Annotated in this window: 25 protein-coding genes and 1 tRNA gene; 6 read left to right on the top strand and 20 right to left on the bottom strand. The window is 58.7% G+C overall.

What is annotated here, in order from left to right:
- Positions 1–71: 71 nt before the first annotated feature.
- The gene (locus QC816_RS11820; protein WP_309782379.1) at positions 72–944 is read left to right on the top strand and encodes an ATP-binding protein; all 873 of its coding nucleotides are present in this window, start codon (positions 72–74) and stop codon (positions 942–944) included.
- A gap of 4 nt (positions 945–948) precedes the next feature.
- On the opposite strand, the gene der is transcribed toward QC816_RS11820, so the two are convergent.
- The 14 genes from der to QC816_RS11750 all read right to left on the bottom strand — a co-directional run bounded on the left by der (position 949) and on the right by QC816_RS11750 (position 14,390).
- On the bottom strand, positions 949–2,352 hold the full coding sequence (der, locus tag QC816_RS11815) for a ribosome biogenesis GTPase Der (protein WP_085918425.1): 1,404 nt from the start codon (positions 2,350–2,352) through the stop codon (positions 949–951).
- Complete coding sequence (gene bamB / locus QC816_RS11810) at positions 2,349–3,488, bottom strand: outer membrane protein assembly factor BamB (RefSeq protein ID WP_309782412.1); 1,140 nt, start codon at positions 3,486–3,488, stop codon at positions 2,349–2,351. Before bamB ends, der begins: the two co-directional genes overlap by 4 nt.
- 68 nt (positions 3,489–3,556) lie before the next feature.
- Entirely contained in the window at positions 3,557–4,213 is a 657-nt protein-coding gene (locus QC816_RS11805) for a YfgM family protein (RefSeq protein WP_085918427.1), read from the bottom strand.
- 82 nt (positions 4,214–4,295) lie between these two features.
- Positions 4,296–5,591, bottom strand: a complete 1,296-nt coding sequence (hisS, locus tag QC816_RS11800; RefSeq protein ID WP_085918428.1) for a histidine--tRNA ligase — start codon at positions 5,589–5,591, stop codon at positions 4,296–4,298.
- Between the two features lie 35 nt (positions 5,592–5,626).
- Positions 5,627–6,742: a flavodoxin-dependent (E)-4-hydroxy-3-methylbut-2-enyl-diphosphate synthase gene (gene ispG / locus QC816_RS11795; RefSeq protein ID WP_066321885.1), complete on the bottom strand. Its 1,116-nt coding sequence runs from the start codon at positions 6,740–6,742 to the stop codon at positions 5,627–5,629.
- Between the two features lie 7 nt (positions 6,743–6,749).
- Positions 6,750–7,775: a RodZ domain-containing protein gene (locus QC816_RS11790; RefSeq protein ID WP_309782374.1), complete on the bottom strand. Its 1,026-nt coding sequence runs from the start codon at positions 7,773–7,775 to the stop codon at positions 6,750–6,752.
- A 47-nt stretch (positions 7,776–7,822) separates the two neighbouring features.
- Positions 7,823–8,560, bottom strand: coding sequence for a type IV pilus biogenesis/stability protein PilW (gene pilW / locus QC816_RS11785; protein WP_085918430.1), 738 nt, complete (start codon positions 8,558–8,560; stop codon positions 7,823–7,825).
- A 97-nt stretch (positions 8,561–8,657) separates the two neighbouring features.
- The gene (gene rlmN, locus QC816_RS11780) at positions 8,658–9,836 is read right to left on the bottom strand and encodes a dual-specificity RNA methyltransferase RlmN (protein ID WP_199284647.1); all 1,179 of its coding nucleotides are present in this window, start codon (positions 9,834–9,836) and stop codon (positions 8,658–8,660) included.
- An 89-nt stretch (positions 9,837–9,925) separates the two neighbouring features.
- Positions 9,926–10,351 (bottom strand): nucleoside-diphosphate kinase, encoded by a 426-nt coding sequence (gene ndk / locus QC816_RS11775; RefSeq protein ID WP_085918431.1) that lies wholly within the window; start codon positions 10,349–10,351, stop codon positions 9,926–9,928.
- Positions 10,352–10,507: 156 nt separating this feature from the next.
- Positions 10,508–10,834: a HesB/IscA family protein gene (locus QC816_RS11770; RefSeq protein ID WP_085918432.1), complete on the bottom strand. Its 327-nt coding sequence runs from the start codon at positions 10,832–10,834 to the stop codon at positions 10,508–10,510.
- 39 nt (positions 10,835–10,873) lie between these two features.
- On the bottom strand, positions 10,874–12,031 hold the full coding sequence (locus tag QC816_RS11765; RefSeq protein ID WP_264824521.1) for an IscS subfamily cysteine desulfurase: 1,158 nt from the start codon (positions 12,029–12,031) through the stop codon (positions 10,874–10,876).
- A gap of 40 nt (positions 12,032–12,071) precedes the next feature.
- On the bottom strand, positions 12,072–12,539 hold the full coding sequence (gene iscR / locus QC816_RS11760) for a Fe-S cluster assembly transcriptional regulator IscR (protein WP_085918434.1): 468 nt from the start codon (positions 12,537–12,539) through the stop codon (positions 12,072–12,074).
- 76 nt (positions 12,540–12,615) lie between these two features.
- The gene (cysE, locus tag QC816_RS11755; RefSeq protein ID WP_264824520.1) at positions 12,616–13,476 is read right to left on the bottom strand and encodes a serine O-acetyltransferase; all 861 of its coding nucleotides are present in this window, start codon (positions 13,474–13,476) and stop codon (positions 12,616–12,618) included.
- 125 nt (positions 13,477–13,601) lie between these two features.
- Positions 13,602–14,390: an RNA methyltransferase gene (locus QC816_RS11750; protein ID WP_085918436.1), complete on the bottom strand. Its 789-nt coding sequence runs from the start codon at positions 14,388–14,390 to the stop codon at positions 13,602–13,604.
- Positions 14,391–14,532: 142 nt separating this feature from the next.
- Between QC816_RS11750 and QC816_RS11745 the strand changes: the two genes are divergently transcribed.
- Positions 14,533–15,327 carry an inositol monophosphatase family protein gene (locus QC816_RS11745; protein WP_085918437.1) on the top strand — a complete coding sequence of 265 codons (795 nt, stop codon included), beginning with the start codon at positions 14,533–14,535 and terminating at the stop codon, positions 15,325–15,327.
- Between the two features lie 104 nt (positions 15,328–15,431).
- Here QC816_RS11745 and secF read toward each other — a convergent pair whose 3' ends face one another.
- The 5 genes from secF to queA all read right to left on the bottom strand — a co-directional run bounded on the left by secF (position 15,432) and on the right by queA (position 20,981).
- Complete coding sequence (secF, locus tag QC816_RS11740) at positions 15,432–16,358, bottom strand: protein translocase subunit SecF (protein ID WP_309782368.1); 927 nt, start codon at positions 16,356–16,358, stop codon at positions 15,432–15,434.
- Positions 16,359–16,392: 34 nt separating this feature from the next.
- Positions 16,393–18,243 carry a protein translocase subunit SecD gene (secD, locus tag QC816_RS11735; protein ID WP_268901127.1) on the bottom strand — a complete coding sequence of 617 codons (1,851 nt, stop codon included), beginning with the start codon at positions 18,241–18,243 and terminating at the stop codon, positions 16,393–16,395.
- Between the two features lie 133 nt (positions 18,244–18,376).
- A complete protein-coding gene (gene yajC / locus QC816_RS11730) occupies positions 18,377–18,703 on the bottom strand; it encodes a preprotein translocase subunit YajC (protein WP_066321865.1) in 327 nt (108 codons plus the stop codon).
- A 69-nt stretch (positions 18,704–18,772) separates the two neighbouring features.
- Positions 18,773–19,891 carry a tRNA guanosine(34) transglycosylase Tgt gene (gene tgt, locus QC816_RS11725; protein WP_085918465.1) on the bottom strand — a complete coding sequence of 373 codons (1,119 nt, stop codon included), beginning with the start codon at positions 19,889–19,891 and terminating at the stop codon, positions 18,773–18,775.
- A gap of 58 nt (positions 19,892–19,949) precedes the next feature.
- Entirely contained in the window at positions 19,950–20,981 is a 1,032-nt protein-coding gene (queA, locus tag QC816_RS11720; RefSeq protein ID WP_309782365.1) for a tRNA preQ1(34) S-adenosylmethionine ribosyltransferase-isomerase QueA, read from the bottom strand.
- A gap of 114 nt (positions 20,982–21,095) precedes the next feature.
- Here queA and QC816_RS11715 point away from each other — a divergent pair.
- Positions 21,096–21,182, top strand: a tRNA-Leu gene (locus QC816_RS11715).
- Positions 21,183–21,276: 94 nt separating this feature from the next.
- On the opposite strand, the gene QC816_RS11710 is transcribed toward QC816_RS11715, so the two are convergent.
- The gene (locus QC816_RS11710; RefSeq protein ID WP_309782363.1) at positions 21,277–22,650 is read right to left on the bottom strand and encodes a glycosyltransferase; all 1,374 of its coding nucleotides are present in this window, start codon (positions 22,648–22,650) and stop codon (positions 21,277–21,279) included.
- A 192-nt stretch (positions 22,651–22,842) separates the two neighbouring features.
- Between QC816_RS11710 and QC816_RS11705 the strand changes: the two genes are divergently transcribed.
- From QC816_RS11705 to lhpI, 3 genes are all read left to right on the top strand, one after another.
- Entirely contained in the window at positions 22,843–23,610 is a 768-nt protein-coding gene (locus QC816_RS11705) for a helix-turn-helix transcriptional regulator (protein ID WP_085918441.1), read from the top strand.
- A gap of 133 nt (positions 23,611–23,743) precedes the next feature.
- The gene (locus QC816_RS11700; protein ID WP_309782361.1) at positions 23,744–24,100 is read left to right on the top strand and encodes a RidA family protein; all 357 of its coding nucleotides are present in this window, start codon (positions 23,744–23,746) and stop codon (positions 24,098–24,100) included.
- 1 nt (position 24,101) lies between these two features.
- Positions 24,102–25,037, top strand: coding sequence for a bifunctional Delta(1)-pyrroline-2-carboxylate/Delta(1)-piperideine-2-carboxylate reductase (gene lhpI, locus QC816_RS11695; RefSeq protein WP_085918443.1), 936 nt, complete (start codon positions 24,102–24,104; stop codon positions 25,035–25,037).
- The last annotated feature ends 63 nt before the right edge of the window (positions 25,038–25,100 follow it).

Below are 25,100 nucleotides of genomic sequence, written 5' to 3'. Positions count from 1 at the left end.
TCCTTGCCCCAAGATAACGGCTGTACAGGGTAAATCAATCCTCATGCGAATAATTCATCAAGAGAGTCGTTATGGATGCCGAATTAAGCCAGCGCTTAACCCACTTACTCGATCGACTGGACCATTGGTTACCACCCGCAGCCGAACTGGTTAATTGGCAGACGGAAGTCGCCGCGCTGTGGCAGCGTCACCCGCTGGGCGGGCGTCTGGTGGCGGTGCCGCCAAGGGATGCGCTAGCGCTTGACGACCTGCTGGGCATTGAGCGGCAAAAGCAGGCGCTGGTGGATAATACCCGGGCGTTCTTACAAGGCTTGCCCGCCAACCACGCGCTATTGTGGGGAGCGCGAGGCAGCGGGAAATCGTCGGTGGTGCGCGCGCTGCTTAACGCACTGGCAGGCGAGGGGCTACGCCTGGTTCAGATTGACCGCCATGAACTTGCCAGCCTGCCGGTACTGGTCGAACAGTTGCGTCATCAGCCACAACGCTTCGTCGTTTACTGCGATGACCTCTCTTTTGAGGGCAACGACGATGCCTACAAGGCGCTCAAGAGCGTGCTCGATGGGGCGTTGACCGGCCCGCCGGAAAACGTATTGCTGTATGCCACCTCGAACCGTCGTCATTTGCTGCCCGAATCGATGGACGACAACAGCGGCTCGCAGCTGGTCGGTGAGGAGTTGCACCATGGCGATGCGGTGGAGGAGAAAATCTCGCTGTCGGACCGCTTTGGGCTATGGCTGAGCTTTCATCCCTTTAACCAGGCAACCTACCTGGACCTGTGCGCCCATTGGGTCTCGCGGGTGAGCGACGAGAACGTCAGTTGGGATGATGAGGCGCGCGCCGAAGCGCTGCGCTTTGCAACCCTGCGCGGTGGGCGCAGCGGACGCACCGCCTGGCAGTTTGCGGCCCACTGGGTAGGCCGCAAGGGATTGCACGACAAGGCTTAGCCGTTTAACGGCGGCTTTTACGTGCCTCTTTGGTGCGGTTGAGCTCACGCTTTTTGGCTTTCTCTTTGTCGCTGGCGCCTGCCATGTGGTCAAAGGGGTTGTCGCCGGAGCGAAACTCGAAACGCATGGGCGTGCCGCGCACCTTCAACACCTTGCGGAAGGTATTGGTCAGGTAGCGGCGGTAGGCGTCGGGCAGGGAGGCTGTCTGATTGCCATGCACGACGATGATCGGCGGATTGCTGCCGCCTTGGTGGGCCATGCGCAGCTTGATGCGTCGCCCATGGATCATCGGCGGCGGATGCTGGCTGACAGCATCCTGAAGCAGCGTGGTCAGGCGGTTGGTGGACCAGTGGGCGTTGGCGGCATTGAAAGCGCGGTCAATCGACGGGTAAAGGTCGCCTACCGCCGTACCGTGCAGCGCTGAAATAAAGTGCATCTCGGCGTAGTCGGCAAAGCCCAGGCGACGCTTGATTTCGTTACGCATCTTATCCTTGGCTTCGCTTTCCAGTCCGTCCCATTTATTGACCGCCAACACCAGGGCCCGGCCGGAGGTAAGAACGTAATCGAGCAGGTGCAGGTCCTGCTCGACCAGTCCACTGCGTGCATCCAGCACCATCACCGCGACATGGCATTCTTTAATGGCGTCCAGGGTCTTGATGATGGAAAACTTTTCGGCCACTTCACTGACGTTCTTGCGTCGCCGGACCCCGGCGGTATCAATCAGCACATAAGGCTTGCCGCGGCGTTCGAAAGGGATTTCGATGGCGTCACGCGTGGTGCCCGCCTCATCGAAGACGACCACACGTTCCTCACCCAGCAGGCGGTTGACCAGCGTCGATTTGCCCACATTGGGCCGCCCGATCACGCCGATACGAATGCCCTTGGTACCGGTGTCGGCGGGTATGTCGGCATCGCGCTCGGGAAAGGGCTCGAGCACCGTATCCATCAGGGTCGAGACGTTGCGGCCGTGAGCCGCCGCAATCGGCCATGGGTCACCCAGGCCAAGCGACCAGAAATCGCCCATGGCAGAGTGTTCTTCCAACCCATCGGTCTTGTTGACCACCAGCCAGGTTTTCTTCTGGTTGACCCGCAGGTGGTTGGCAATGGCCTCGTCGGCCATGTTCAAGCCTGCCCGCGCATCGACCATGAATAGCACGATATCCGCTTCGTCGATGGCGGCCAGCGATTGCTCCGCCATGGCCGCATCGATGCCTTGTTCGTCGCCGCTGATGCCGCCGGTGTCGATCACGGTATAGGCTTTATTGCCCAGCATGCCGTTGCCATACTTGCGATCGCGGGTCAGGCCGGGAAAGTCGGCGACCAACGCATCCCGCGAGCGGGTAAGGCGGTTAAACAGCGTCGACTTGCCCACGTTCGGGCGGCCAACTAGCGCAATCACAGGTGTCATGGAGAGACTTCCAGCGTTTCAAAATGTCCGTCATTGGCCAGCACGTGGATCACGTCGCCTTCAGTGACCGCCGGGACGCTAATGCCCGAGCTGTCGACTTCGGTGCGACCCACCAGCTCTCCTTCGCGGGCGTCGATCAGGTGCACATAGCCTTCAAAATCGCCTACCACCACACGCCCGTCGGCGAAGGTGGGGGCCGTCAGCCAGCGATCTTCCAGGGCGTCGTTGCGCCACACTTCCTGGCCATTAGTGCTGTCAATGGCGACCAAGTGACTATCGTCGGTGACCACAAACAGCAGGTCACCCACCAGCAAGGGCGAGTGGCGGCTGGAGAGTTCGCGCTCCCATAGGACATTGCCGCGCGTCGCATCCAGTGCCACCAGTTGGCCGTTATAACTGGTCACGAACAGGCGACCTTCCCGGCTGAGAATCGGCTGGCCCGCAAGGTCGACAAGGCGCTCGACTTCGCTACGACCTTGAGGCGTGGCAATCTGCATATCCCATAGTGGCTGCCCATTGCGATTATCAATAGTCGTCAAACGGCCGTTGGCCAGGCCGACAAAGCTGACCGGCTCGATCACCAGAGGCGTGCCGGTGCCACGCAGGGTCAGTGACGGCAGTGAACTGGAAAATACCCAGCGCTCGTCACCGCTTGCGCGGTCAAGTGCGGTCACCTGGCCGTCGATGCTTTGTACGACCAGCAACTCCGGGTTGGCCTGGGGGGCTGCCAGCACTTCGCTGGAGACCCGCGCGCGCCAGTTAACACTGCCGTCGCTTTGGTCCAGGGAAATGACTTCGCCGTTACGTGTGCCCAGATAGACCTGACCGGCAATCGCGGTCAAGGCACTGGAGATGGGCGTGTCCAGGTCGACTTCCCAGCGTTCCTCGCCGTCGTTGGCGGAAAACGACATCACCACGCCTTGCGCGTCGGCGGCGAAGACGTTATCGCCTTCGCGCGCTGGCGCAATGGGGTAGTGCGCCCGTCCCAGGCCGTCGCCTACGTCGTGTTGCCAAAGCGTCTCAAGGGTTGAACTTGCTTCGAAGCTTTTAAGCTCTTTGGGCGTGTATGCAGGTTCGCTTTTGCTCGCGCAGCCAGCCAATAGGACCAGTGCAGCGGCGCCCAGGGCCGCACGCATGATGGGAGTTGGAAGCGTGCGTTTCGAAAACGTAGATATGGATAACATTGATGTTGAAAACAGGGGGGTCATTGAGTTGTCTCCTCAGCGCCGAGATCGTCAAGCTTGAACTGCACGCCGTATAGCGGCTGGCCTTGTTGCTGTGCCAGCGAAAGGGCATCCTGCCAGGCGTTTCGAGCCTGGTCGTTCTGGCCAAGCGCCATGTGGGCGTCGCCCCGGACGTTGGCTTGCTGGGCTGCCAGGGGGTCGGTGATCGGTTCATCGAGCAGTTCGAGCGCGCGTTCGGGGTCGTCGTTGGCGATGGCGAGACGTGCCAGGCGCAGCCAGGCAAGGCTTTGCACATAGCGCCGCGACGAAGATTCCGCCACCTGGGTAAGCGACTCAACAGCGCTGTCGAGGTCATCCTGCTGAACGGCCAGGCGGGCATCAAGCAGTAAGGCCAGTTCAGCGTACAAGGTGTCGTCGTGCTCACTGACAATCTCGTCGACCATCTCACGGGCTTCGCTGAGCTGGTCGCCTTCAAGCTCATTGCCGGCGGCGAGGCTAACCAGCTGCTGATAGCGTACTGACGCTGCCTCGGCTTTGTCGGCTTGATAATCCTGCCAGGCGTTCCAACCGAATACGCCGGCTGCCGCCAGCGCAGCGCCAGCGATCAGTGACGTGCCGTTTTCTTTCCACCAGCGCTTGATCACATCCAGCTGTTCGTCTTCGCTTCTATCCGCCACGGGCGGCCTCCTATTCAGCAATAACCGCCGCCCACGGCTACGGTCATGATGGGTTGAGTGGCAGGCAATGCCTGCCACTCGTTTATGGGGTGTTGGGTAGCTGCTCGCTAAGCGTGTGAGCCAGCATTGCCTGGGGAACACGTTGCTGTTCCCGGTCGTCGCGCAGGGCCTTGAGCGTGACAGCATTTTCGGCTATTTCGTCTTGACCTAACAGCAAGGCGAACGCGGCCCCGCTTTTATCGGCTTTTTTCATCCGGCTTTTGAAACTGCCGCCGCCGCAATGCAACTGCAGACGTAGCCAGGGAAGTTCGCTGCGTAGCTGCTCGGCCAAGGTGATCGCGGCAATCGTCGCCGTGTCGTCCATCGCCAGCAGATACACGTCGCTGGCAGCTTCGTCAGGCACAAGATCGAGAGTTTCGAGCAATAAAATCAGACGCTCAATGCCCATGGCAAAACCCACCCCGGGGGTGGGTTTGCCGCCCAGTTGTTCGACGAGGCCGTCGTAGCGGCCGCCAGCGCATACGGTACCCTGGCTGCCCAGTGCCGTCGTCGTCCACTCGAAGACGGTACGCGAGTAGTAGTCGAGACCGCGGACCAGCCGCGGGTTGATGACATAGTCAATACCCGCCGCGTCGAGCATGGCTTTGAGTTGCTCAAAGTGGGCCTGCGAAGGCTCGTCAAGGTTATCCAGCAAGCGCGGAGCGCCGTCGAGCATCTCCGCCATGGCCGGGTTTTTGGAGTCGAGAATGCGCAGTGGGTTACTGGTCAGCCGCCGCTTGGCGTCTTCGTCAAGCACGTCGCGATGCTGCTCGAAATAGGCAACCAGCTTGTCACGGTAAGCCGCGCGGGCCTCGCTGGAGCCCAACGAGTTGAGCTCGAGGGTCACGTGCTCCATCAGCCCCAGCTCTTGCCACAGGCGAGCAGAGAGCAGAATGACCTCGGCATCAATGTCCGGTCCTTCAAAACCGTAAGCCTCAATGCCGACCTGGTGAAACTGGCGATAGCGACCCTTCTGCGGCCGCTCATGGCGGAACATCGGCCCCTGGTACCACAACCGTTGGGTCTGGTTGTACAGAAGACCATTTTCCATGGCGGCGCGTACGCAGCTGGCGGTGCCTTCGGGACGCAGGGTAAGGCTGTCGCCGTTACGGTCTTCGAAGGTATACATCTCCTTTTCGACGATGTCGGTGACTTCCCCGATGGAGCGCGCAAACAGCGCAGTCTGCTCGACGATCGGCGTGCGGATTTCCGCAAAACCGTAACGCTGCATCAACTGGCGGACTATTCCTTCAAAAAATTGCCAGCGAGAACTCTCGCTGGGCAATAAATCATTCATGCCTCGAATGGCTTGGATTTTTTTCGCTACAGACTTGCTCAAGGCAAACTCCCTGGGTCGGCTATCCCGCGTTGTGCTTAAACGCTGCGGGCGATCGTGTTGTCTTCCTGCTGCTGTTTTTCACGGACTTTGTCGCGGATCAGCCGCTCCAAGTCATCGACAAGGTGGTCGTTGCGTAATTTGCTGGACGGCTTGCCGTCGATATACACCAGGTTGGCGGGGCTGCCGCCGGTCAAGCCAATATCGGTTTCCTTGGCTTCGCCAGGACCGTTGACCACACAGCCAATGACCGACACATCAAGCGGGGTCATGACGTCTTCCAGCCGTTCTTCAAGCTGGTTCATGGTGCTGATGACATCGAAATTCTGCCGCGAGCAGCTCGGGCAGGCAATAAAGTTGATGCCTTTGGAGCGGAGTTTGAGGCTTTTCAGCATGTCGTAGCCGACCTTGATTTCTTCCACAGGGTCAGCTGCGAGCGAGACACGAATCGTATCGCCAATCCCATCCATCAGCAGCATGCCAAGGCCGATGGAGGATTTTACCGTGCCGGAGCGTAGCCCGCCTGCTTCGGTAATACCCAGGTGGAGTGGCTGCTCAATGCGTGTGGCCAGGTCGCGGTAAGCGGCCACGGCCATGAAGACATCCGAGGCCTTTACGCTGACCTTGAAGTCAGGAAAATCCAGGCGGTCCAGGTAGTCGATATGGCGCATCGCCGATTCGACCAGGGCTGCCGGTGTCGGTTCGCCGTATTTTTTTTGCAGGTCTTTCTCGAGAGAACCCGCATTTACGCCGATACGCAGGGGAATGCCATGCTCGCGCGCGGCACTGACGACCGCACGGACGCGGTCTTCCCGGCCAATATTGCCAGGGTTGATGCGCAGGCAGTCAACGCCTAGCTCGGCCACACGCAGGGCAATCTTGTAATCAAAGTGGATGTCGGCGACCAGCGGCACGTTGGCTTGGCGCTTGATCTTGCCAAAGGCTTCAGCGGCGTCCATATCGGGCACTGACACGCGTACGATATCAGCCCCGGCTTTCTCTAACTGGGCTATTTGCGCAACGGTCGCCTCGACGTCCAGCGTGTCCGTGTTGGTCATGCTCTGAACGGCGATGGGCGCATCTCCGCCAACGGCAACGTTACCCACATGGATTTGGCGCGAAGCCCGGCGCTTGATGGGCGAATGAGCGTGCATAAGTCGGTTACTCTCCCAGAGTGAAGCGAGCCACGTTGTTGGCGCCTGCGCGAGAGGTCAAGTCGACGTCTTCGCCTTGATAGCGCATTTCAACGCCAGTGACGTTGCCCACGGTGAGCCGGAACGGTGGCTGACCTTCGACACTGGCAGACGTGCCAGGTTCTTGAAGTCCTACCAGCACGCGCTGGTTGTCAGCGTCGATAATTTCGGTCCATGACTGTTCGTTGAAGGTCAGCGTCAGAAGGTTAGGGTTGGCGTCGTTGTTGCCGTCATCGCTGTTGCTGTCATCATCCTCGCTATCCGTTGTTGCCAGATTGTTGGCCTGAGCCGCCTCATCGCCGTCGACCAGCGATGCAGGATCAGGTTCAGTTGAGGACGTATCGTTACTTGTTGTCTCACTGATACTGTCTTCGGTGCTTTCTGCGGCAAGATTGCTCTCCGCTGTGCTGGTGTCATCTTCAGCGACCAGATCGTCAAATGTCGTTTCTTCTTCTGCGTCGCTGGATGAAACCGCCGATTCAGTCTGTGAAGGCTCGTCTAATAAATCACCGGCCTGGTCCTGCGCTTCGGGTGTGTCCATTTGTGACGATGAATCCAGGTCAGGGAGCTCGTTCCCCCCGCGGCTTTGCCACCACATGACGGTAACGGCAATCAACGCCACGATGACCAGTAATGTCACCAGCTTGAATAACCAGGCGCCCAGTCGTGAGGGCGGCTTGGTGACTGCGACCGGCGTAACTTTGCGTTCGACATCGGCTTCGCCAAAGCGCGCCCGGTAAGCCTCAAGTATCTGTCGTTCATCCAGTTCGAGATATTTGGCATAGGCGCGCAGGTAACCGCGGCGATAGGTCACCACCGGGATTTCGCTGTAATCATCGCGCTCGAGGCCATCGACAACGGCAGGGCGCAGATTCAGCGCCCGAGCGGCGTCGTTAAGGGCAATGTCAAGTTGTTCGCGGCGGCGGGCCAACAGCTCGCCGGGGGAGTCATTAACATTTGGGGTGTCGCTAGCTTGTGACGGTGTCTCGCTCATGGCTGAGCATCCTTCATTAAATAATCGGTGGTCAGGGCGTCCATCGCTCAATTGGCACTCAGCTGACGTTGATAGTCGGCCACAGCGGCGTGATCGCCTCTGGCTTCGGCAATATCAATGGCCAGCGTCAGCGCATCCTGGCTCGGCCCGGCAAGCTGCAGGTGTTTTTGCAGCGGTGACCATGCCTCGGCGTAATTGCCCTGTGAATATTCGAGTTCAGCTAACATTAAATAGCCGCGTGGGTTGCGCGGATCGATTTGTTGCGCGCGTTTAAAGCGCTCGCGTGCTAATTCCGTCTCGCCCAGGGCCATATAGCACTGCCCTAAATTGGCAAAAAGTTGGGTACGATTATCGTACTGGGCATCCTTGGAAGCGATTTCCAGTTGGTTGCAGGCGGCTTCCACTTGCCCCTCTTGGTAAAGAAACGCGGCGTAATTGTTACGCGCACGGGTAAACTCGGGCGCCGTCTCGATAGCACGTTGGAAATGCTGGTCAGCCAGGTTGCTTTCCCCTTGCTGCTGGTAAACCAGCGCGATGGCCTGCAGCGCTTCCGCATTATCGGGGGCGATCTCAAGCGCACGGTCCAGTGCATTGAGTGCTCTTGGCAGGTTGTCGCGTTCCAGGTAGGCAACGCCGAGCTGGGTATAGGCTGATGCGGCCTCGGGAGGTGACGGCGAGGAGGGTACATTGGAGGTAGAGGCACAGCCGGCTAGCCACATGCTGCCGATCAGCGCGGCGAGCAAGGACACCCGAGATGGGTGGTAAAGCCTGCGGTGACACATCATGTAGATCCTCGCAAGGTAACGGTAAAAAAGGGGGATCGCTAAATTAAACCGTGTCCATCAAAGCGCTGTGTTAACCGGAAGTCAAGAAGGCGTCTCATCAGTCGGCATCCAATTGAATCGATTGGATATAGCGGGCGCTGCGTTTGGTGCGATCCTTCACCCGGCCCACAAGCTGTCCGCAGGCGGCATCAATATCATCGCCGCGCGTCGACCGAATGGGAGCAGTGTAGCCCAAGTCGTGCAGCCACTGCTGGAAACGCATTGTCTGGTTCCGCGATGGTGTTTCATACCCGGAGTTGGGGAACGGGTTGAACGGAATCAAATTGATTTTACAGGGTAGCTCGTCGAGCAGCGCCGCTAACTGCTCGGCGTGCTCTTGCTGGTCATTGACGTCTTTGATCAGGGTATATTCGATGGTCACCAACCGGTTTTCTGGGCATTTAGCCAAATAGCGGTGACAGGCATCCATCAATGACCGTATGTTGTACTTGCGATTTAGCGGTACGAGTTCGTTACGCAGCTCATCGTTGGCGGCGTGAAGCGACACTGCCAGGCTGACGTCAAGCTCATCGCCGAGCTTGTCCAGCATGGGTACCACGCCCGAGGTGGAAAGCGTGACCCGGCGCTTGGACAGGCCATAGCCGTCGTCGTCGAGCATCAGCTTCATGGCCGGCACGACGTTATCATAGTTGAGGAGCGGCTCGCCCATGCCCATCATCACCACATTGGTCACCGGCCGGTTGGCAGTGTCCCGCCGCGGGCCGACGCTGCGCTGGGCGACCCACACCTGGCCGATGATTTCAGCGGCAGTGAGGTTGCGCTGAAAGCCTTGCTTGCCGGTCGAGCAGAAGCTGCAGTCCAGCGAGCAGCCCACCTGGGAAGAAACGCACAGGGTGCGGCGCTTACCGTTTTCGGCAGGGATCAGCACGGTCTCGACGTAGCTGCCGTCTTCCACTTCCAGCACCCACTTGCGTGTGCCATCGCTCGAAGTGCCCTCGTAGATCACCCCCGGCCCGCGAATTTCCGCCACCTGGGCGAGCTTTTCCCGCAGCGGTTTCGACAGGTTGGTCATCGCGGAAAAGTCATCGCACCCTTCGATGTGAATCCACTTCATCACCTGGGCGGCACGAAATTTCTTTTCGCCGATAGAGACAAAAAAGGCCGCCATCTGCTCGCGCGACATACCCAGCAGGTTTTGACGCTCGGGCGTCGCTTTTGCGCTGGGCGTATGTTGGGGGGCAGAGCTAGGCGTATGTTGGGCTACGGTGGTGGTCATGGCGGTCAGCGTATTGGGAAATGGCGAGGGCGAAGCCCCCGCGTAAATGGCCGGCAACAGACGTTGAAACGGCGGCGCTACCTTAAAGGCTAGCGCGGGCAGATTTCGTCGTTGCTGAAGAAGTAGTTAATTTCGCGCTCGGCGCTTTCCACAGAGTCAGAGCCATGGACAGCGTTGGCGTCGATTGTTTCCGCAAAATCGGCGCGAATCGTGCCGGCTGCGGCTTCCTTGGGGTTGGTGGCTCCCATCAAGTCGCGATTTTTGGCAACCGCGCCTTCGCCTTCAAGCACTTGCACGACAACCGGGCCTGAGGTCATGAAACCGACCAGGTCCTTGAAGAACGGACGCTCTTTATGCTCAGCGTAAAAGCCGCCGGCTTTTTCTTCAGACAGGTGCAGCATTTTTGCGGCGACCACGCGCAGCCCGGCGTTCTCAAAACGGGCGATGATCTCGCCAATGGCGTTTTTGGCTACGGCGTCGGGCTTGATGATAGATAGCGTACGTTCAGTTGCCATGTTCAGCGTCTCCTGAAAGGATGAAAAACATTGCCGCCCCGGTGGGCCGGGGCGGTACAAATAAGGTGTCGCCAGCCATGTCGGCTAACGAGTGGCGCGATTATAGCGCTTAAGCCGGGGGATGAATACCGCCCCGTCATGAGCCTGCAACGCGCACTAGACGGTAAAGCTTTCACCGCAGCCGCATTCGTCTTTTACGTTGGGGTTATTGAAACGGAAAAAGCGATTCAAGCCTTCGTTGACGTAGTCGACTTCGCTGCCGTCGAGCATCTCAACGGCGTCGGGGGCAACATAAACGCTCGCACCATTGGCCTCGAAGCGAACGTCCTCGTCGTTCACCTGATCGGCAAAGTCCAGTACATAGCTATAGCCTGAGCAGCCGCTGGGCTTGACGGAAACGCGCAGGCCCAAACCTTGACCGCGTTCGTCGAGCACTTGCTGGATCTGCTGGGCGGCAGCTGGGGTAATGTTGAGTGTGGCCATTGAGGCGTCCTCCTGTAAGTAGTCAGCCGCTTAGCGCTGCTAAGCGCGCAGCCCGCTCACCGCATGGCGGATAAGCGTGATGGCATGGTCGATGTCAGCCTCGGTAGTAAAGCGTCCGAAGCTGAAACGTATCGACGAGAGGGCAAGACGTCGCGGTACGCCAATGCCAAGTAATACGTATGACGGATCTACGCTTGCAGAGTTGCATGCAGAGCCGGTAGAGACAGCGACATCGCGCAGCCCCATCAGTAGCGATTCACCTTCCACACCTTCAAAGGCGAGGTTCAAAATATTGGGGACTGCCTGGGAAATAGGGGTATTGGCGTAGACACCGTCCAGTCCCTCCAGTCCTTTCAGAAAGCGTTGCTGCAGTTGGGTGATATGCGTTTGATCTGCAGCATGTTGCTGCTGCATCAGGTTAAAGGCTTCGCCCATGCCGGCAATCTGATGCGTGGGCAGGGTGCCGGAGCGCATGCCACGCTCGTGGCCGCCGCCGTGAATCAGCGCTTCAATGCGCATATCCGGGTGGCGCTTCACGTAGAGCGCCCCCACGCCCTTCGGCCCATAGGCCTTGTGGCCTGACAGCGACATTAGGTCCACCTGCTGGGCGACCACCGATAGTTCGATGCGGCCGACGGCCTGGGCGGCATCGCAATGAAAGGCGGCACCGAACTCGTGGGTCACCGCGGCGAGGGCGGCAATGTCATTGATGCTGCCGAGCTCGTTGTTGACCGCCATTAGCGAAACCAGCGCGGTGTCATCCCGCATGGCCTCGCGTAGTTGATCGGGCTGGATGCAGCCGTCGGGTCCCGGCGTCAGCCAGGTAACCTCAAAGCCCTCGTTTTCAAGCGCCCGGGCGGTGTCGATAATCGCCTTGTGTTCAATGGCTGACGTCACCAGGTGCATGCCCCGTTCGCGATTGGCGCGCATGAAGCCGATCAGTGCCAGGTTGTCGGCCTCGGTGGCACCGCTGGTCCAGACGATTTCGCGTGGGTCAGCACCGATCGTATCGGCCACCTGGCGACGTGCCTGCTCCACGGCTTGTTCCGCCTGCCAGCCCAGCATGTGGCTGCGCGAAGCCGGGTTGGCGAACAGTTGATCCACGGTCAGGTAACGCTGCATCACCTCGGCCACACGCTGGTCGACCGGCGTTGTGGCGGCATAATCAAGGTAGATGGGAAGCGAAGCAGCAGTCATCGTGGTCATGTACCTGTGGTGGAAAGAAGGTGCTGGCGTATCAGGTTGACGAAGCAAGGATACCTGCCGCGACCCGTTGCTGCTGGCGTTCAGCGACCTGCATTACATCGGGTCGCTGCATCAACTGAGCCAGCGTCACGTCGTTCAGAAAATGGCGAATCTGCGCCGAGAGATCGCACCATAAATGGTGCGTCAGGCAGGTATCTCCCTGCTGGCAGTCCGAAAGCCCCTGGCAGCGTGTGGCGTCGACGGTTTCGTTAACCGCGTCAATTACCTGGGAAACGCTGATGCTGTCAGGTGCGTGGGCGAGGAGGTAACCGCCACCCGGGCCCCGCACGCTATTCACCAGCCCGTAACGGCGTAACCGTGCAAACAGTTGCTCTAAATACGACAGGGATATTTCCTGGCGCTGGGAAATATCGCTAAGGCTGGTGGGCCCATGCTGGGCATTCAGGGCTAAGTCCAACATGGCGGTTACGGCGTAACGCCCTTTGGTAGTCAAACGCATGACAGGTACCTCGACGCCGGTGGCTCAGCGCTAACGGCAAATGTTTCGCCATTATGGGAAAACCCGAGTGCTTTGGTCAACCATTACCCGATGAAGCGTCCTGCTCAGCCGAGGTCGTTGATCGTGGATATTTTGCTGAATCCGAGCAGGCGCCGTCGGCTTCATCCAGAATATCGGCGAAATCCTCATCGCGCAGCGCCGGTAGCTGGCCATCCCGATAGCTGGCATCCAGTTTGCGCAGCGTCGAGCACATGCGTTCGATACGTTCATCCACGGCGTGCATGTGATCCAGCATGGCCTGCATGGAACGGGCGACTGGGTCGGGCATGTCCTCGCTTACGCCGTAGGCATCAAAACCGAATTTCTGGCAGATTGCTTCGCGGCGAGCCGGGTCGACGTCCAGGGCTTCTTCGACATCCGGGTCGGCACGTTTCACTACCTTGCCGGGAATGCCGACCACCGTCGCCCCGGCCGGGACTTCCTTGGTGACCACGGCATTGGAGCCGATTTTAGCGCCCGCACCGACGGTGAAGGGGCCGAGGATTTTCGCTCCCGCGCCGACGATCACGCCATCGCCCAGCGTCGGGTGGCGCTTGCCCTTGTGCCAGCTGGTACCCCCAAGCGTGACCCCCTGATAGAGCGTTACGTCATCGCCCACTCTAGCGGTCTCGCCAATCACCACGCCCATGCCATGGTCAATGAAAAAACGCCGCCCGATGGTCGCGCCGGGATGGATTTCGATGCCCGTCAGCCAGCGTCCAAACGTCGACATCGAGCGCGATAGCCACTTGAGGTTTTTTTTCCACAGCCAGTGACTGCAGCGATGCAGCAGCAGCGCGTGAAGTCCGGGGTAGTTGGTCAGTACCTCAAGAAAGTTGCGGGCGGCCGGGTCGCGCTCAAAGACGCTGTTAATATCTTCACGCAGGCGTTGAAACATGGGGATCCCTTGGGCGTTGGCAGTTCGATTCGTCACCGGGTGGTTTTGACCCGAATCGCAGGGTCATCGAGCGCAGTAGACATCTGATACTGGGGGCGCGTGACACTCTCTTCAAGTCTAGCGCTTCACTCACGCGGCTGCTTGTGATGCGCCGCCTTTTCGGTGGCGGATAAAATCCCGCGTAGAATATTCATTTCCATCTGTTCAGGGCGGGCGCGAAGGTAAAGACGTCGCAGGCGCGCCATAAGCTGACGGGGCTTCTCTGGGTCATGGAACCCGATGGCGATCAGTACGCGTTCCAGGTGTTCAAAATAGTTTTCAAGAGCTGCGTGTGAAGCCAGTTCATCGTCCGCTTCCGATACGGTGACGGGCAGAGCCGCGTCCGCTGGATCAGTGGTGCTGGGCTCCTGGCTGGCTTGAGATAACCAGGCCATGCGGCATTCATAGGCGAGTACCTGAACGGCCGCCGCCAAGTTGAGCGAGCTGAAATCAGCATTGGTGGGGATATGCACGTGAGCATGGCAGCGCTGAAGCTCGGCGTTGGTCAGGCCGCTGTCCTCACGGCCAAAGACCAGCGCCACGCGCGACTCGCTCGGCCGGCATTCTCCGGGCAGGCGGTCGGCCAGCTCGCGGGGGGTTATCATCGGCCACGGCAGGGTACGCGAGCGGGCGCTGGCACCCACCGCCAGCGTGCAGTCCGCCACGGCGTCTTCGATGGTCGCAAACACCTGAGCGCTGTGAAGCAGGTGGTCGGCGCCCGAGGCGCGGGAAATGCTCTCCTGGGTGATGACCTCGCAGCGCGGCGCCACCAGCGCCAGGTCGGCGAGCCCCATATTATGCATGGCGCGGGCGACCCCCCCGATATTGCCAGGATGACTGGTGCCAATAAGTACAATGCGGACGCGCTCAAGCATGATAAAACCCGACCCCTAGAAGCGGAAAAGGCGCAGTTTACCATGAGTCGATAGCATGCCCGATAGCGGTCTGCTAGAATTGCGCGCCATAGGCGATGTCTACGCCTAACGTTCTTTAACATCACTGTGACAAGGCCCAACCATGAATCCAATGGTCCAATTTACGCTGCGCGCCGCGCGTAGCGCTGTTGAGCATTTTTTGAAGGTGCGTGAGCGCATTGAAAATGCCCACGATGAATTCAATCTCGACAAGTTGCTTGAAGACACGGCGCGTAAAGCCGAGGCGACAATTGTTCAGCAACTGGAGCGTGGCTATCCTCAGCACGGCGTCATCGGGCGCTACACGACTTTCAAGCCCGGGCAGGCTGAAAGCGAGGATATCGTCTGGAAAATTGAACCGCTGCACGGCTACTCCAATCTGGCCGTGGCAGGTAAGGGCTTTGCACTGTCAGTGGTGTGTCTGATTAAAGGTCGTCCCGAGCATGCGGTGATTATCGCCCCCTTTGCGGACGACGAGTACATCGCCAGCCGTGGCCGGGGTGCCCAGCATAACGGTAAGCGTATGCGGGTTAGCCAAGCCAAGGCGATAAGCGCTACCCGCCTGGCGATGAGCCTTCCCGAAGCGTGGTTACGCACCCGTCATCTACCTGCTTACTTGACCATTACCCAACAGTTGGCTCCCCAGTTAGATACGCTGGTGGCCACGGGCAGTGGGTTGCTGGATATCTGCGAGTTGGCGACGGGACGCGTCGACAGCGCCTTTGTGCTGGGACTTGAAGAGCAGGATCTGCAGGTGGGCAGTCTATTATTGAAGGAGGCCGGTGCGTTGATGGGCACTCCGGACGGGCAGCCCAACGTGAAAGCCGAAGGCCAGCTGTTGGCGGCGGGGCCGCGTCTGTATAAAGCGATTATCAAGCAGCTTGCACCCCACCTTTAAGGTCTAACCATCTAAACCCGATTATCAAGACACCGTCATCAAAGCAAAACGCCCCTGCCGTGGATAACGGCAGGGGCGTTTTTTGGGAAGCAAAGCCTGCCTGATTAGGGCAGTTCTTCCTCTTCTTCGTCGGTTTCTTTCTGGGGAGGAATCAAGTCTTCCCGCGACAGCTTGAGTGGGAGAAGTAGTGCGCCAGAGACATAGATGGATGAAAATGTCCCCACCACGATACCCACCAGCAGGGCGATGGCGAAGTTTTGGATCATGTCGCCGCCCAGCAATAACAGGGCAATGAGTACCAGCAGAGTGGTACCTGAAGTTGCCAGCGTCCGAGAGAGCGTGGCATTGATCGCATCGTTGAAGATTTGCGGCATATCATCAATGCGCGACATACGGATTTCTTCGCGCATGCGGTCGTATACCACAATGGTATCGTTCAGTGAGTAACCAATGACGGCGAGAATTGCTGCCAGCACAGTCAGGTCGAAATCGAGCTGAAATATGGCGAAAAAACCGACCACGATAATGACGTCATGCATCAACGCAAGCAGGGCACCAATAGCGAACTTGTATTGGAAGCGAAGCGCCACGTAGAGCATCACCACACCCAGTGCGACCAGTAACCCCATGCCGCTTTGGTCGCGCAATTGGTCACCGACCTGAGCCCCGACGAATTCGGCGCGCACCAGATCAACGCTTGCGCCATCGTCTCTCAGTAAGTTGACGACCTGGTTGCCAATATCCGGATCGAAAGCTTGGCGCAGGCGTATGAGCACTTCGCTGGAAGCGCCAAAGGTTTGTACGGCCACGTCTTCAAAGCCGTTGTCTTGCAGCAGTTGGCGTATCGTGTCGAGAGCAGGAGCTTCGGCGTAGCGCACTTCAATCAGGGTGCCGCCAGTGAAGTCCAGGCCTAGATTCAGCTGCTGGAAAAAAATCGCGCCAATCGACACGATCAGCAGGACGGCAGCGACGATGAACGCCAGTTTGCGGCGCCCCATAAAGTCGATTTGCCGTTGTGTTAAAGGTTTCATGACCACCTCGTGAAATCTGGGCTGAGCATTGGCGTTAGATCCACAGCTTTTTGACGGGCTTGCTGCCGTAGGTCAGGTTGACCATGGCGCGCGTCACCAACAGTGCGGTAAACATCGAAGTCAAAATACCGATCGACAGGGTGACGGCGAAGCCTTTGACCGGCCCGGTGCCAATGGAGAACAGAATGACCGCCACCAGCAGCGTGGTGATGTTGGCGTCGACGATCGAGGTGAACGCACGCTCGTAACCCGAGTAGATCGCTTGCTGAATCGACATGCCATTGCGCAATTCTTCGCGTATTCGCTCGAATATCAGTACGTTGGCGTCGACGGCCATGCCTAGCGTGAGCACGATGCCGGCGATCCCCGGAAGCGTCAGCGTGGCGCCCAAAAGCGACATGGCAGCTACCAGCAGCGTCAGGTTCAGTGCCAGCGCGATGTTGGCAAAAATACCGAAAACCTTGTAGCGAATCAGCATGAACAGGGCGACCAGTAACAAGCCGATCTGGACCGATAGCAAACCGCGCTCGATGTTGTCGGCCCCCAGGCTTGGCCCGATAGTGCGTTCCTGGACGAAGTAGATGGGGGCGGCAAGTGACCCCGAACGCAGCAGCAGGGCAAGCTCAGCAGCTTCGGTGGGTGACTCAAGACCGGTAATGCGGAAGCTGTTACCCAGCGCGCTCTGGATGGTCGCCAGACTGATCAGGCCGCGTTCCACATAGGGTTCGCGAACCGTGGTCTCTTCCCCATTTTCCATGACCGTGCGCTCTTCGGTCTTGTGCTCGATAAACAGCACTGCCATGTTGCGCCCGATATTGCTGCGGGTGGCGCGGTTCATCAGGGTACCGCCAGTGCCATCAAGGTCGATGTTGACCTGTGGGCGTCCGTTTTCGTCAAAGCTGCGGCTGGCGTTTGAAACGCTGTCGCCGGTGACGATGACGTCGCGCATCAGGTCGGCAGAACGTGATGGCTGGTTGAGGAAGCTGAAGGTTTCCGTTTCGTTGTCGGGGGTGTCGGGGCGTGCCTCCAGGCGGAATTCAAGGTTAGCCGTTGCACCCACAACGCGCTTGGCGGCCACGGTATCCTGTACGCCGGGTAGTTCGACAACGATCCGGTTAGGCCCTTGACGTTGTACCAGCGGCTCCGCGACGCCCAGCTCATTCACCCGGTTACGCAGCGTGGTCAGGTTCTGATTGATCGCGTAGTCCTGGATTTCATTGACCAATTCGTCGGTCAGTGACATCACCAGGCGCGCCGCGCGGCCTTCTTCTTCGTTGCGGTATTCAAAGTCGGGGAACTCGCGGCTGATCAGGCGGCGCGCTTCATCGCGATCTTCTTCGCCTGCGAAGTCAAGCGACAGGCTGCGCTCGTCTATCTCGGTATTGCGATAGCGAATGCCCTCGCTACGCAGCATTTCGCGAACGGCACTGGCGTTAACTTCCAGACGCTGGGTCAGGGCCGCTTCCATGTCCACTTCCAGCAGAAAGTGAACGCCGCCGCGCAAGTCGAGGCCCAGCGTCATGGGTGAGGCGGAAAACGCCTGCAGCCAGCCGGGGGTGGCTTCGGCAAGGTTAAGGGCCACGGTGGCATCATCACCCAATACATCGCTGGCGATTTCCTGGGTGCGTAGCTGATCGTTGGGGTTAGGCAGCCGGATAAGCCACTGCTGGTTGGTTTGTTCGATGGATTTGACAGCAATGTCGGCCTCATCGAGGGCGTTTTCGACACGCTCGATTTCGCTCTCATCCAGCGTTTCGCCGGTTTCGGCGCTACTGATTTGGACGGCGGGATCTTCAGGAAACAGGTTGGGAAGCGCGTAGATAAGGCCGGCCACTAAAACGGCCAGTATCAAGAGATACTTCCACAGGGGATAACGGTTGAGCATGCAAGCCCTGCCTTCAATTACAAACGGAATGCTGTGCACAGATTCACTGCGCACAGCAAGGTTCACCATCGTGGATACCATGTCACCCCTGCCGGGATGGCTGGCATTAAGGCAGGGGTACTACATCATTACATTAGATGGACTTGATGGTGCCCTTTGGCAGTACGGTGGCAACGGCGTTTTTCTGCACGTTGACTTCGGTGCCTTCGGCGATTTCCATGGTGAGAAATTCATCGCTCACCTTGGTGATGCGACCTACCATGCCGCCGCCAATGACGATTTCATCGCCTTTGTCCAGGTTACTGATCAATTGCTTGTGCTGCTTCGCGCGCTTGGCCTGGGGGCGCCAAAGCAGGAAGTAGAAAATCAGCACAAAACCGACCAGCATCACGATTTGCGCAATACCACCGCCAGCACCGCCTGCTTGGGCGTGGGCTGGTGAGATAAAGAAATCCAGCATTGCAGATAACTCCTGGGTTATAAACTCAATGAATGAGCAAGAGAAAGCGCCCGCTTGTACGCGCGCCGATTAATTCTCAAGGGGAGGCACCGGCAGGCCGCGCCGTGCATAGAAGCCTTCCACAAAGTTCGTCAATGTACCCGCTTCGATTGCCGCGCGCAAATCAGCCATCACCCTCTGATAATAACGCAGATTGTGGATGGTATTGAGCATTGAGCCAAGCATTTCGTTGCAGCGGTCAAGATGGTGCAGGTAGCCACGTGAGAAATGCTGGCAGGTATGGCAATCGCAGTCTTCTTCAAGCGGCCGGGTATCAAAGCGATGGGCGGCGTTGCGGATCTTGACGGTACCATCAGCGGTAAACAGGTGGCCGTTGCGTGCGTTGCGCGTGGGCATCACGCAGTCGAACATATCCACGCCACGGCGTACGCCTTCGACCAGGTCTTCGGGCTTGCCGACGCCCATCAGATAGCGGGGCTTGTCGTCGGGCATCCAGGTGGGCAAATAGTCGAGCACCTTGATCATCTCGTCCTTGGGCTCACCCACGGATAAGCCGCCGATCGCCAGCCCATCAAAGCCGATATCAAGCAAACCCTTCAGCGAGCGTTCACGAAGTTCAGGGTGCATGCCGCCCTGGATGATGCCGAACAACGCCGAGGGGGAGTCGCCATGGGCGTCCCGCGAGCGTTTGGCCCACCGCAGCGACAGTTCCATGGATTTCTCGGCCTCTTCGAACGTTGCCGGGTAAGGCGTGCACTCGTCGAAGATCATCACCACATCGGATCCCAGCGAGCGTTGAACCGCCATGGACTCTTCCGGGCCCATGAATACTTTGCTGCCATCCACCGGCGAGCGGAAATGCACCCCCTGCTCGGTGATTTTGCGCATCTCGCCCAGCGAGAACACCTGAAAACCACCAGAGTCGGTCAGGATCGGCTTGTCCCATTGGGCAAAGTCGTGAAGGTCGCCGTGGGCTTCGATGACGTCGGTGCCGGGGCGTAACCAGAGGTGAAAGGTATTGCCCAGGATGATCTCGGCGCCGATCTCTTTGACGGATTCGGGCGTCATGCCTTTTACCGTGCCGTAGGTACCTACCGGCATAAAGGCAGGTGTTTCTACCGTTCCCCGCGGGAAGTGAAGGCGACCCCGGCGCGCGCGACCGTCCTCGGCCAGGCGCTCAAAGCGCATAAAGCATTCGTTTCGCATCGTTGTTACTCGTTCAGAAAGCGGTTAAAGCGCGACATGATCAGCGGGTCAGCAGCATGGCATCGCCATAGCTGAAAAACGCATAGCGCTCGTCAACCGCCGCTTGATAGGCGTGCATGATGTTATCGTAACCTGCGAATGCCGAAACCAGCATTAACAGTGTTGATTCGGGCAGGTGGAAATTGGTGATCAGCGCATCCACACAGCGCCATTCATAGCCGGGGTAGATGAAGATATCGGTATCGCCACTGAACGGGGCAATTTGATTGTCCGGGCTCTCGAGGCAGGCGCTCTCCAGGCAGCGCACGCTGGTCGTACCCACCGCAATCACCCGCTTGCCCGCTGCCTGTGTGGCGCGCACCTGCTGGCAGGTGTCTTCTGAGACATCAATCCACTCGCTATGCATGTGGTGCTCTAGAATGTTGTCCACGCGCACCGGCTGGAAGGTCCCAGCGCCGACGTGCAAGGTCACGAAGGCGCTGTTGATCCCTTTTTCTGCCAGCGCATCGAGCAGCGGCTGATCGAAGTGCAGGCCTGCCGTAGGTGCTGCCACCGCACCATCACGCCGGGCATAGACGGTTTGATAGCGCTCGCGGTCGCTGAGCTCGTCTTCCCGGGTAATGTAGGGCGGCAGGGGCATATGGCCGTGGGCTTCGAGCAGCGCAATCATTGGCGTGTCGCCCAGAAAGCGCAGTTCGAACAGCGCATCACGACGGCCTTCCACGACGGCGTGAATATCGCCTTCAAAGATCAGCTCGGTGCCGGGCTTGGGAGATTTGCTCGAACGGATATGCGCGAGACCGCGGTGCGCATCCAGCGGGCGTTCAAGTAGCATTTCCACCTTGCCACCGCTGGTTTTCTGGCCGTGCAGGCGCGCCGGGATCACTCGAGTGTCGTTGAACACCAGCAGGTCGCCGGGTTCAAGCAGCTCAAGCAAGTCGGGAAAACGACGGTGTTCTAGCCCACCGCTCTGGCCATCCACGCATAGCAAACGGCAGTCGCTACGCTGTTCAGACGGGTAACGGGCGATAAGCTCGTCGGGTAGCTCAAAGTGAAAATCCGCGCGCTGCATGAATAAAGCTCTATATCGGTGACCAAACGGGCGGCATAGGATAGCGCTTTACGTGGATAAAGTCAGTCAATGTGATTGACCTAGAAGGTGATCTACGTATAATGCGCAGCCATTGCCGGTGTGGCGGAATTGGTAGACGCAGCGGATTCAAAATCCGCCGCTGTAACAGGCGTGCCAGTTCGAGTCTGGCCACCGGCACCATATATATATCAAGGGCTTAGCGTTCATCGCTAGGCCCTTTTTCATTGCTGGTACTTCAAAAGTGTCCACAAAGTGTCAATAGAGACTCCAGCCCTTACTTCCTTACTTCCTTCCCCGTATTAGCCAGACGCTCAGCCGCCAACCTTCGATAAAGAGCAACCAGCGCGGCACTCTGGGTGTCCTCATGCCAGCTGGCGGCATAGGTTTGGCCGCGCAGGGCGAGCTGTGCTCGGTGTGTTTCATCGCTTAATAGCTGGTTAACTTTAGTGGCGAAGTCGTTATGGTTTTCCTCGGCGATCAGGCAGCCTTCTCCTTCTTTTAATACATCAAGCGTGCCCATCGTGGCAGTGGAAACGACCGGTGTGCCCAGCGCCATCGCCTCCAGCAGTACCAGTCCCTGGGTTTCTGTGCGTGATGCAAAGACGAAAACGTCGGCAGCGCGGTAGACGGCTTGCAGTGGGCCGTGGCGGTCGAGATAGCCAAGGAAAATTACGGCGTCTGACACGCCAACGTCCTGGGCGCGACGTACAAGCGAAGCATGGGCCGGACCTTCGCCGGTAATGATTAGCCGGGTGGTGGGGTGTTCGGTTAATACCTGCGGCAGCATATCGATCAGAAAATCGATGTTCTTCTCAAAGGCGGCACGGCCGACATAGAGCAGCAGCCGCGCTTCGCTAGGCAGATCGTGGTGAGCCCGAAAGTCGCGCTGGTCTTGAGGCTGACAAAACGCTTCTAGCGCTAAACCAGTGGCAATCACCGTGATGGGTGTCGTCACGCCGTAGTGGGCGACTGCTTGCTGCATCGCCCGTGAAGGTGCCACTAAGGCATTTAGCTGCTGGCACTGGTGCACTGAAAGCCTGCGTGCCGCAAAGCGCAGCCAGCGTCCTGGTAACCAGCGGATATAGTGATGAACATACGCCTCAAAAAGCGTGTGGTAGGTCGCTACCACCGGAAGCCCGAGCCGGCGACCCAGAGCAATACCCGCATAGTGGGCGGTAAAGGGCGTATGGACATGAATAACATCAAAAGCCTTGCCTGCAAGCTGTGGTGTCAGAGCGAGCAGATCGCGGTAGCGCATAATGCGATCCTCTGGATCGCCGGGCACCGGGTGCGAGCGGATACGCAGTACACCCGGTTCGTCCACTTGGCCCAACGGGTAGTCGGGGCAGATCAGCGTGACCGAGTGGCCCAGGCGTTCAAGGGCACCGCGAAAGCTGGCAATCGAGGTGGAGACGCCATTGACGCGGGGAAAGTAGACATCCGAAATCATCAGTACTTTCATGCATCCCGGCTGCGCGTTAGCCATTGAGGCCGTTGAGTGAAGCAGCGCCAACGCCGATTCCCGCCGAGCCTCGCGGTCAGTCTCACGTTGCAGATAGAGAGCATTGCCGTTGGCTAAATGGGTTAGCGCCGCGACTTCCTGGTCACTGAGCGGAGAGTTGAGAGGAGGGCGTCGACGCTGTGGCATGTTGTCTAAACTCTTATGGCAGCATATTTCCACCCTAACCCGAATCCATGACTTGCAGATGACAGCTTGTCATCCACATTGCACGTATCCGGAGTAGCGTTAACGCACAGTTGGCTAACCTCTCGCATTTTGTTGTCTCGCCGTCTTATAGTGAGTGTCTGAACAGCCTTCGATGAAAGACGGAACTCCACCATGTCCCTTTTTGAGCTGCACAGCCGCAACTTGTCCCAGGAGCAGGTGGCCCATACCCACGATTTTCATCAACTGATACTGGCGACCTGTGGTGTCACGGAGCTTTCGATGGAAGGGCAGGGGGAAAGGGTGACTGCCCGTCGCGGGTGTCTGATTCCTGCGTCGCGCCATCATGAGTACCAGGGCGATGGCAGTAATCGTACCTTGGTGCTGGACGTTCCCGTTGCTCAACTGGCCACGCTTGAAAAAGGCAGTGAGATTGAGCGCCTGTTCGATAAGCCGCGTTTTTTCAGCGTGCCACCTGGGTTAAATCAGCTTACCCACGCCCTGGCCAGCCAGCTTGAGCAGTGCCCTGCGCTGCAGAATGAAATCGCCATTCTGCTATTACGTGCGCTGACCATGTATCTGCACGACACCACCTCTGATGTAGCTGAGCAATTGGGACAGCACTGCATCAGCGAACGCCTCGACCTCGCCCGTCTGGATGCCTGGTTGGATCAGCACCTTGCCGACGACATTCGCGTGGAGCAGCTGGCCGCACTGTGTGCCTTGAGCCCGGGGCATTTCCACACCTGTTTCCGCGAGCTGACCGGCGTGACGCCGCTGGCCTATGTTCAGCGCCGACGCCTGGAGCATGCGCGTACGTTGGTACGGCACAGCACGCTTAGCCTGGGGCATGTCGCCATGCTGGTCGGCTTTCGCGATCAGGGCAGCTTCTCCCGCGCGTACCGGCGCTATTTTGACATCTCTCCCTCGTCTGACCGATAGGCGTTACCTCGAACCGGGCACCATCCTGAGATCGGTTTACATGACTTACGGGCAAACTTGCCGCAGTGTCGGGCAAGTAATTTGCCCAATAGCGTTCTAGTCTCTGAAGAAGCCCTTTTGATGGAGAGACCCAGTGAGCGTTACTTACCAAGACAGCAATGCGCGTATGAGCCAAGTGGCGGTTCATAACGGCACCGTTTACCTCGCGGGCCAGGTCCCCATGGATGCCTCGGCGGATATGCGCGGGCAAACCGAACAAGTGCTGGCACGTATTGATCAACTACTGGCCCAGGCCGGCACCTCCAAAGAACAGCTGCTTTCAGCGCAAATCTGGGTCACCAGCATGGCAGAGTTCGACCAGATGAACGCCGCCTGGGATGCCTGGGTCGTGCCGGGTCGCCCGCCCGTGCGCGCTGCCGTCGAAGCCAAGCTCGCCAAGCCCGAGTGGAAGGTGGAAATCATGGTGATTGCCGCACTGCCGGAGGCCTGATATGCGGGTAGTATCTGCACAAGACGTCGCTCAAACACTGGGTTGGGATGGTCTGGTCAAGCGGCTGCATGCCACCTTCGTGAATGGCGTTGAGTCGCCACCGCGCCACCATCACGCCATGCACCGGCCAGATGGCGAAGCCACCATGCTGCTGATGCCCGCCTGGGAAGAAGCCGGGTATATCGGCGTCAAGATGGTCAATGTGTTTCCGCAAAACGCCGACCATGGCGTCCCTGCTATCTCCGGGCTTTATCTGCTCAGCGAGGGCAAGCACGGACAGCCGTTGGCATGCATCGATGGCAGCGAGCTTACCCGGCGTCGCACGGCCGCGGCGTCGGCGCTTGCCGCCCAGGCCTTGGCGAATGAAGACGCCGATACCCTGCTGGTCGTAGGCACTGGCAAGCTGGCGCCGATGGTGATTGAAGCCCACGCCAGCGTGCGGCCTATCAAGCGGGTGCTGATTTGGGGACGCAACCCCAGCAAGGCGGCAGCGATTGCCGACGATTACGCCGAACGCTTCGAGACACAGGTAGTAGACGAGCTGGCCGATGCCGTGGCTGAGGCCGACATCATCAGCTGTGTGACGCTTTCCACCCAGCCGCTGATCAAGGGTGAATGGCTGACCCAGGGCACTCACCTGGACTTGATTGGCGCGTTTCGTCCACAAATGCGCGAAACCGATGCCCTGTGTTTGCGCCGCGCCGAGGTATTTGTGGATACCTACGCCGGTGCCCAAGGCGAGGCGGGGGATATTCTGCAGGCGGTTGAGGAAGGGGAGTTTCAGCTCGACCAGATTCAGGCAGAGCTTGCTGAAGTGCTTTCTGACACCAAGCCCGGACGCTCGGGAAAGGAGGCGATTACGCTGTTCAAGTCGGTAGGCGCGTCGCTTGAGGATCTCGCTGCCGCCATTGAAGTATGGGAGTCACTTCCCGAATAACCCACACAACAAAGAAATCGCTACCGATCAGGTGGTAACGCCAGTCATAACCAAGACCGACCA

Source organism: Vreelandella janggokensis (assembly GCF_031451615.1).
Taxonomy (GTDB): Bacteria; Pseudomonadota; Gammaproteobacteria; order Pseudomonadales; family Halomonadaceae; genus Vreelandella; species Vreelandella janggokensis.
This window is presented reverse-complemented; position numbering and strand designations above follow the sequence as displayed.

What these genes read in the sequence shown, in the direction of transcription:
- bamB (WP_309782412.1), bottom strand. Translation starts at nt 3,488, where the DNA reads ATGCGTGCGGCCCTGGGCGCCGCTGCACTGGTCCTATTGGCTGGCTGC.
- QC816_RS11705 (WP_085918441.1), top strand. Translation starts at nt 22,843, where the DNA reads ATGTCCCTTTTTGAGCTGCACAGCCGCAACTTGTCCCAGGAGCAGGTG.
- iscR (WP_085918434.1), bottom strand. Translation starts at nt 12,539, where the DNA reads ATGCGTTTGACTACCAAAGGGCGTTACGCCGTAACCGCCATGTTGGAC.
- cysE (WP_264824520.1), bottom strand. Translation starts at nt 13,476, where the DNA reads ATGTTTCAACGCCTGCGTGAAGATATTAACAGCGTCTTTGAGCGCGAC.
- QC816_RS11710 (WP_309782363.1), bottom strand. Translation starts at nt 22,650, where the DNA reads ATGCCACAGCGTCGACGCCCTCCTCTCAACTCTCCGCTCAGTGACCAG.
- rlmN (WP_199284647.1), bottom strand. Translation starts at nt 9,836, where the DNA reads ATGACCACCACCGTAGCCCAACATACGCCTAGCTCTGCCCCCCAACAT.
- lhpI (WP_085918443.1), top strand. Translation starts at nt 24,102, where the DNA reads ATGCGGGTAGTATCTGCACAAGACGTCGCTCAAACACTGGGTTGGGAT.
- QC816_RS11790 (WP_309782374.1), bottom strand. Translation starts at nt 7,775, where the DNA reads ATGAGCGAGACACCGTCACAAGCTAGCGACACCCCAAATGTTAATGAC.
- QC816_RS11750 (WP_085918436.1), bottom strand. Translation starts at nt 14,390, where the DNA reads ATGCTTGAGCGCGTCCGCATTGTACTTATTGGCACCAGTCATCCTGGC.
- QC816_RS11770 (WP_085918432.1), bottom strand. Translation starts at nt 10,834, where the DNA reads ATGGCCACACTCAACATTACCCCAGCTGCCGCCCAGCAGATCCAGCAA.
- ndk (WP_085918431.1), bottom strand. Translation starts at nt 10,351, where the DNA reads ATGGCAACTGAACGTACGCTATCTATCATCAAGCCCGACGCCGTAGCC.
- der (WP_085918425.1), bottom strand. Translation starts at nt 2,352, where the DNA reads ATGACACCTGTGATTGCGCTAGTTGGCCGCCCGAACGTGGGCAAGTCG.
- secD (WP_268901127.1), bottom strand. Translation starts at nt 18,243, where the DNA reads ATGCTCAACCGTTATCCCCTGTGGAAGTATCTCTTGATACTGGCCGTT.
- yajC (WP_066321865.1), bottom strand. Translation starts at nt 18,703, where the DNA reads ATGCTGGATTTCTTTATCTCACCAGCCCACGCCCAAGCAGGCGGTGCT.
- QC816_RS11765 (WP_264824521.1), bottom strand. Translation starts at nt 12,031, where the DNA reads ATGACTGCTGCTTCGCTTCCCATCTACCTTGATTATGCCGCCACAACG.
- ispG (WP_066321885.1), bottom strand. Translation starts at nt 6,742, where the DNA reads ATGCACGCTCATTCGCCCATCAAGCGCCGGGCTTCGCGCCAAATCCAT.
- secF (WP_309782368.1), bottom strand. Translation starts at nt 16,358, where the DNA reads ATGAAACCTTTAACACAACGGCAAATCGACTTTATGGGGCGCCGCAAA.
- tgt (WP_085918465.1), bottom strand. Translation starts at nt 19,891, where the DNA reads ATGCGCTTTGAGCGCCTGGCCGAGGACGGTCGCGCGCGCCGGGGTCGC.
- pilW (WP_085918430.1), bottom strand. Translation starts at nt 8,560, where the DNA reads ATGATGTGTCACCGCAGGCTTTACCACCCATCTCGGGTGTCCTTGCTC.
- QC816_RS11820 (WP_309782379.1), top strand. Translation starts at nt 72, where the DNA reads ATGGATGCCGAATTAAGCCAGCGCTTAACCCACTTACTCGATCGACTG.
- QC816_RS11745 (WP_085918437.1), top strand. Translation starts at nt 14,533, where the DNA reads ATGAATCCAATGGTCCAATTTACGCTGCGCGCCGCGCGTAGCGCTGTT.
- queA (WP_309782365.1), bottom strand. Translation starts at nt 20,981, where the DNA reads ATGCAGCGCGCGGATTTTCACTTTGAGCTACCCGACGAGCTTATCGCC.